Origin of the sequence: Cellulomonas sp. APG4, assembly GCF_009996735.1 — a bacterium.
Taxonomy (GTDB): Bacteria; Actinomycetota; Actinomycetes; order Actinomycetales; family Cellulomonadaceae; genus Actinotalea.
Map to the genome: position 1 here is coordinate 63,821 of NZ_JAACYI010000021.1, position 6,173 is coordinate 69,993.

Annotated in this window: 8 protein-coding genes; 4 read left to right on the forward strand and 4 right to left on the reverse strand. The window is 73.2% G+C overall.

The features are described from left to right. The first annotated feature begins 24 nt into the window (after positions 1 to 24). The 4 genes from GXB85_RS14435 to GXB85_RS14450 are packed head-to-tail and all read left to right on the forward strand — an operon-like array spanning position 25 to position 3,864. Positions 25 to 735 carry a hypothetical protein gene (locus tag GXB85_RS14435; protein ID WP_161918365.1) on the forward strand — a complete coding sequence of 237 codons (711 nt, stop codon included), beginning with the start codon at positions 25 to 27 and terminating at the stop codon, positions 733 to 735. Continuing rightward, complete coding sequence (locus GXB85_RS14440; protein ID WP_161918366.1) at positions 732 to 1,961, forward strand: hypothetical protein; 1,230 nt, start codon at positions 732 to 734, stop codon at positions 1,959 to 1,961. Before GXB85_RS14435 ends, GXB85_RS14440 begins: the two co-directional genes overlap by 4 nt. Continuing rightward, the gene (locus GXB85_RS14445; RefSeq protein ID WP_161918367.1) at positions 1,958 to 2,647 is read left to right on the forward strand and encodes an ABC transporter ATP-binding protein; all 690 of its coding nucleotides are present in this window, start codon (positions 1,958 to 1,960) and stop codon (positions 2,645 to 2,647) included. The genes GXB85_RS14440 and GXB85_RS14445 overlap by 4 nt, the downstream gene beginning before the upstream one ends. After that, a complete protein-coding gene (locus GXB85_RS14450) occupies positions 2,644 to 3,864 on the forward strand; it encodes an ABC transporter permease (RefSeq protein ID WP_370524260.1) in 1,221 nt (406 codons plus the stop codon). Before GXB85_RS14445 ends, GXB85_RS14450 begins: the two co-directional genes overlap by 4 nt. A gap of 158 nt (positions 3,865 to 4,022) precedes the next feature. Here the strand turns inward: GXB85_RS14450 and GXB85_RS14455 are convergent, their stop codons facing one another. The 4 genes from GXB85_RS14455 to GXB85_RS17905 form a co-directional block, all read right to left on the reverse strand. After that, positions 4,023 to 4,226, reverse strand: a complete 204-nt coding sequence (locus tag GXB85_RS14455) for a hypothetical protein (RefSeq protein ID WP_161918368.1) — start codon at positions 4,224 to 4,226, stop codon at positions 4,023 to 4,025. Positions 4,227 to 4,236: 10 nt separating this feature from the next. After that, positions 4,237 to 4,839, reverse strand: coding sequence for a hypothetical protein (locus GXB85_RS14460; RefSeq protein WP_161918369.1), 603 nt, complete (start codon positions 4,837 to 4,839; stop codon positions 4,237 to 4,239). Then, entirely contained in the window at positions 4,836 to 5,207 is a 372-nt protein-coding gene (locus tag GXB85_RS14465; RefSeq protein WP_161918370.1) for a hypothetical protein, read from the reverse strand. The genes GXB85_RS14460 and GXB85_RS14465 overlap by 4 nt, the downstream gene beginning before the upstream one ends. Positions 5,208 to 5,212: 5 nt before the next feature. Beyond that, positions 5,213 to 6,173, reverse strand: a 961-nt coding sequence (locus GXB85_RS17905) for an RHS repeat-associated core domain-containing protein (protein WP_202627999.1), incomplete at its 5' end; no start/stop codon positions are given.

Sequence of the window (6,173 nt, forward strand, 5' to 3'; positions counted from 1 at the left end):
TGTCCCCGGATCGAGGAGCTCCTGATGCCCCGCACCGCACCCTCCGCGTCGTTCGCCCTGCGGGCCGCCGTCGACCTCCGCCCACCGGCGCGGCGGACGGCGGTCGCCCTCCTCGCGGGGCTGTGCCTCGCCCTGGCCGCGTGCTCGGGCGCGACGCCGCAGGCCGACCCGGCCCCGCCCCCGCCCGCGCCGACCAAGGAGAGCGACAACGTCGCGACGCTCCAGACCGAGGAGGACGCGGAGGAGCCGCCGTCGTCGGAGGCCGTGGACCCGCTCGTCGAGCGGTACGGCGAGCCGGTGCGGCTGCGGCTCGACTTCAGCGACGAGGAGGAGACCGCCGCCTACGCGCGCTTCGACGAGTGCGTCGAGGGGGAGAGCGGCATCGACCCGATGGCCAGGCGGATGGCTGCGGCGGGCGACGGGGAAGTCGGGCCCGCGACGGTGGACGAGGAGGAGACGGCCGCGCTCGAGGCCGCCCACGAGGCCTGCATGGTGGTCGCGCCCCTGCCGCCGTGGGAGTGGGACGTGCAGAACCCGGACGCGGTCGACTTCGCCCAGGCCGTCGTCGACTGCCTGCGCGACGCAGGGGTCACGTACGTCGAGGTGACGCAGGACGCGGGCCAGGTGTCCCTCGCGTTCGGCGGTGAGGACAACCACGGGCCGTCGATCAGCCTCGGGCTCGAGAACGTCGACCGTTGCGAGCAGGAGGCGGCGGCGAGCGGGGCGGGCGGATGAGGTCACGCGGCCGATGGCTGGCCGGTGGGCTCGGCGCCGTGCTGCTGGTCGGTGGCGGCAGCTGGGCGGCCGCGGGGCTGGGTGCCCGCGACGTCCCCGACCCCGTGGCCACGCCCACGCCCACGCCCGAGCGCGCGACCGTCGAGGTGGTGCGTCAGGACCTCGTGGTGACGCAGGAGGTCTCGGGCACGCTCGACCACGACGGCGTGCAGGAGGTGTCGCTCGCCCGCACGGGCACCGTCACCTGGTTGCCCGAGGTCGGGACCGTGCTCGCGCGCGGGGACGCGGTGGTGAGGGTCGACGACCAGCCGGTGCCGCTGTTCCTGGGCACCACGCCGCTGTACCGCGAGCTCGACGGGGGCGGCCTGCGGGGCGCGGACGTCGAGGTGGTCGCGGAGAACCTCATGGCGCTCGGGCACCTGGCCGAGTTCCCGAAGGGTGACATCACGGGCCCCAAGTTTGCGCGCGGGCTGCGCGAGTGGCGTCGCGCGAACGACCTCCCGGCGGTGCCGGTACCCACCTCGGACGACGACGGCGCCGCGGGGTCCGGTGCGGGGGCGGGCTCCGGTGCGGGCGATGGCGCGGCTGGTGGTGACGGCGAGGAGGAGGCCGCCGGGTCGCCCGGCGCGAGGGGTGACGAGGCCACCGCGCCGCCGGGTGGGGAACGCGCCGGGGGAGCGGACGCCCCCGCGAGCCGCCTCGAGGCGATCCGCCCGGGCGACGTCGTGGTGCTGCCCGAGGAGGTGCGTGTCTCGGCGGTGCTCGCCCAGCTCGGTGCCCCGGCCGACCAGGGCCCGCTGCTGCGGGTCACGAGCACCCGCAAGGTGGTGCGCGTGCAGGCCGACGGCGTCTCCACCGCCGCCTTCACCACGGGTGCGGAGGTGACGGTCAGGCTCGCGGGGGGCGCCGAGACGGCGGGCACGGTGCGCTCGGTGGGCACGTCGGGCGAGGACGGCGCCGCGGAGGTGGTGATCGAGGTGGCCGACCAGGCCGCGCTCGAGGGCGTGGACTCCGGCACCGTGACGGTGCGCGTCGAGGTCGAAAGCCGCCCGCGGGTGCTGAGCGTCCCCGTCGCCGCGCTGCTCGCGCTCGCCGAGGGCGGTCATGCGCTGCAGCGCGAGGACGGCACCCTCGTGGCCGTCGAGACGGGCCTCTTCACCGCGGACCTCGTCGAGGTCTCGGGACCCGAGGTCGAGGCCGGCATGAGCGTGGTGACCGCGCAGTGACCACGCTCGAGCTCGACGAGGTCACCAAGGCCTTCCCGCCCGACGTCGTCGCCCTGGACCGGGTGGGTCTGCGCGTCGAGCGCGGTGAGCTGGTCGCGATCGTCGGGTGCTCGGGCTCGGGCAAGTCCACGTTGCTGCACCTCATGGGTGCGCTGGACACGCCCACTGCGGGGTCGGTCCGCCTCGACGGGACGGACCTGACCGCGCTCGCCGACCGTGACCTCACCGACCTCCGCGCGCGACGCCTCGGGTTCGTGTTCCAGGCCTTCCACCTCGACGACGCGCTCACCGCGACCCAGAACGTCATGACGGGTCTGCTCTACGCGGGCGTGCCGCGACGGCTGCGGCGGTCACGCGCGCTCGAGGCGCTCGAGCGGGTGGGCCTCGCGCACCGTGCGCGGCACCGACCCCAGCAGCTCTCGGGTGGTGAGCGGCAGCGCGTCGCGATCGCCCGCGCGGTCGCGAAGGACCCGGTGCTGCTGCTCGCGGACGAGCCCACCGGGGCGCTCGACACCGCGAGTGCGGAGGTCGTCGTCGGGCAGCTCGAGCAGCTGCACCGCGACGGGACGACCGTGGTGATCATCACGCACGACGTCGAGCTCGCGCGTCGCGCCCCGCGTCGGGTCGAGCTGCGCGACGGCCGCGTGACGTCCGACGTCGCCGCGCGACCGGTGGTGGTCGGGTGAGGGGCCAGGGCGAGGGCTTGCTGCGGGGGCGCGGCCGCACGAGGGTCGGCCGGCTGTCGGTCACGGACCTGCTCGAGGTCGGGACCCTCGGGCTGCGCACCCGCCGCCTGCGCACCGCGCTCTCGGGGCTCGGGATCGCCGTCGGCATCGCGACCGTGGTGCTGGTGACGAGCATCCCGGCGTCGTCCCAGGCCGCCCTCGAGCGGCAGCTCTCGGACCTGGGTGCGGACCTGCTGCGCATCGACCCCGTGCAGGGCGGCGAGGAGCTGCGGACGCTGCCTCAGCAGAGCATGGGGATGCTCGGGCGCGTGGGCCCGGTGACGCGGGCCGCGGTCGTCGCGAACACGCACGCCGAGGTGCGGTCGAATCCGCACCGACTGGTGGCGGACGGTGCGCTCACCGCGCTCGCGCTGGACGGCGACCTGCTGCCGATGATCCGCGCGCGGGTCGCGCACGGCGAGATGCTCGACGGCGACGTGGCCCCCACCGTGGTGCTCGGCTCGTCGGCCGCGAGGCGGCTCGGCCTCGAGCGCCTGCCCGCCGAGCCCGTGACGATCGACGTGGGTGGTGTGCCGTTCCGCGTGGTCGGGGTGCTCGCGCCCACGCCGCTCGCGGCGGACCTGCAGACGGCGGTGCTCGTCGACTGGGGGGACGCGCAGCGCTGGCTCGGGTTCGACGGCCACCCCACCGTCGCCTACGTGACGGCGCGGGAGGACGCGATCGAGCAGCTGCGCCCGGTGCTCGCGGCGACGCTCTCGCCGCAGCAGCCGGGCAGGGTCGTGGTGAGCCGACCGTCGGACGTGCTCGGGGCGAAAGCCGCGAGCCAGGAGGCGTTCGACGGGCTGTTCCTGGGCCTGGCCGGTGTGGCGCTGCTGGTGGGCGGGATCGGCGTGGCGAACACCCTGTTCGCGTCGGTGCTCGAGCGTCGGCGGGACATCGGGCTGCGGCGGGCGCTAGGTGCGCAGCGCACGAGCGTGGGCGCGCAGTTCATGACCGAGGCGCTCGTGCTGTGCCTGCTGGGTGGCCTGGCGGGGGCCGCGCTAGGTGCGCTCGCGGCGGCGTGGTGGGCGCAGGCCCGCGGCTGGCCGACGGTGGTCCCGGCCACGGTCGTCGTCGGCGGCGTCGCCGCGGCCCTGCTGACGGGCGCGGTCGCGGGGATCGCACCCTCGGTGCGCGCCTCACGCCTGCCGCCGACGGTGGCGCTCGCAGCGGACTGAGCGCCAACTCCGCCGCCAGGCGCCCGGGCTGAGGCTCCCGCCCCGGCCGCCGATGCTCGGAGGCGACCTGGCCCCAAGGGTCAAGTGGCGCCAGAGTCCAGGAATCCGACTCCACCGAACGCGAGACACACCAGAGCCTCCACTAGACCCGGGGCGGTTCAGCGCGCATCTGCGGCGCGCGCCAGGATCTCGTTGATGTCCGAGCGCAAGGCCCGCGCCGCCGAGACGTCAAAGCCGAGGCGCGTCGAGAACTCCCACTCCTCCACAGCCTCCAGCGTCTCGCCGATGGAACTCGCCAGCAGGCGAAGCTCGTCGTGCGTCACCGCGACAACAAGATTGCCGTCCGAGTCAACCAGTCTCATGGCACCAACCTCAGTGAAGTGTGTTCAGGAAGTAGTCGTAGCCTGTCGTGGGCCGGAACGCAGTGCCGCGGTCGACGGCCCCCGGATTGCGGATCACGACCGTCCCGTCCTGCCAGTAGCCGGTGCGGCCGCCCGAGAGCGTGCGCATCTCACCGTTCAACACAACATCCTCGATGTGTGACGCGAACTGCTGCCTCGTCGTGATCCCCGGGAACTCCGCTTGATCGATCACGTGCTTCTGGAACGCGTGCCCGCCCGAGATCTCCTCGCCCGTCAACTGCGCCCGCAAACGCACGCCGTTCAGGACATCGTCAGCTCCTGCGCGTGCGGTGTTTGCGGCAACACCGCGATCACGGACGGAGACAGGGCTCAGCCAGGAGCCCGCGTCCGACGCCGCCGGTGAGCCCCGCGCGTCCTTCGGTGCAGTGTCCGGCGACGACAACAGCGCAGGGGCGTCGTAGACGTAGGCCGCGGTGTCGTAGTGGGAGGCACCCGCCGCTGCCGCCACCGGACCGGCGGCGAGCAGGCTGACGGCGACGGCCCAAGCGGCGGCCACGAGAGCAAGGGCCCAGACCCGCCAGCCATCGCGCACGCCCCGTGGCACCGCGATCAACCTAGGAACTCGACAGATGGCGGCGCCGACGCCACCACGATGCGACCGAAGTCGCCCTCGACCGTGTAGGCGTCGTCGGTCACCCTCAGGGCGTCAACCGTTCCGTAGTCCTGTTCACCCGTCGCGTCGATCGCCGGCACCGAGCCCTGCCCTTCCCACGCCAGCGATGACACACCTTCGAATCGAAGGACACCCCGGCGATGGCAGTACTGCTCGCCAGCCTTCGGCGCCTCGTACCGGGGATGAGACTCGCGGAGGACCAGGTCGACTACGAACTCCAGACCCCCCGGCCGCGCGGTGATGTCTAGCACCCAGCTGTCCTCGAGGTAGAGGCCCTCGAAGCCGGGGATGCTCCAGTAGTCAGACATCGCGATCACCAATCCCACACGATCGGGGTGTGGTTGCCGGGGCTGGTCCTCGACACCGGGTTCCCAAATGGGTCAATCCTGGCCCCGTCGGCGTTCCTGAGCTCGACGTGCGGACCGCCGCTCCCGGGGGCGCGGGGACTGCCCTGCTTGATCGTCAACCGCACTACACCGTTCCCGTCGGTGTACTTGACCGGCCCCGTAGCCGTCTGACTGCGAGCCCACCCCTGGGCTGCCCCGAACTCGTCAAGCTGTGACGCCGTAGCTCGCCCGCCCGCGGTCAGTTGCCCCACCGCGAAGTCCGCGTCGTACTTGACCAACGCTGTTCCGGTGTTTGCGGCTGTTGTGGTGCTGGCGGCCGTGGTTGCGGGTGCTCGTGCGGCGAAGCGCAGGAGGGCGACGGAGAAGAGCCGGGAGAGGATCGGGCCGACGATGAACCCAGACAAGATGCTCGCCATCCCCATGAGGGTGCACGCGAGGTCGCGGCACGGTGGGGCGCATGCCTGCTCGGCGCACACGCGCTCGTGTTCGAGGACGTCGCTGTACATCGACCAGGCCACGGTCCGGTTGGGATCGTTGGCCAGCATGCGCTCGACCTTGGGAGTCCACGCAGCACGGAAGCCGTCGTAGTCGCCCGCGTTGTACAGGCTCGCCAGGTCGTCGTAGGTCGTCGCCGTCGGCTTGCTGACGATCTTGGTCACGGCGCTCGCGGGGCCGGTTCCGCCGCCGCCCTTCGCCTTCTCGCGCTGGCGCTGGCGCTGGTACCCGTTGGTCGCGACCGTGCTGCCGTGCTGGCCGTCGATCATGGGGGCCCCGGGTAGCAGCCCGGTGGGGTCGCTGTTGGTGATGGGGTTGTTGTTGGCGTAGGAGTACCCGTGCCATTGGGCGGGGTCGGTCAGGTCCATCACGGGGTCCACGGAGATGAACCGGCCCAGGGTGGGGTCGTAGTAGCGGGCCCCGACCGCGCTG

Coding starts and splice junctions, on each gene's coding strand:
- GXB85_RS14455 (WP_161918368.1), bottom strand. CDS start 4,226: ATGAGACTGGTTGACTCGGACGGCAATCTTGTTGTCGCGGTGACGCAC.
- GXB85_RS14435 (WP_161918365.1), top strand. CDS start 25: ATGCCCCGCACCGCACCCTCCGCGTCGTTCGCCCTGCGGGCCGCCGTC.
- GXB85_RS14440 (WP_161918366.1), top strand. CDS start 732: ATGAGGTCACGCGGCCGATGGCTGGCCGGTGGGCTCGGCGCCGTGCTG.
- GXB85_RS14465 (WP_161918370.1), bottom strand. CDS start 5,207: ATGTCTGACTACTGGAGCATCCCCGGCTTCGAGGGCCTCTACCTCGAG.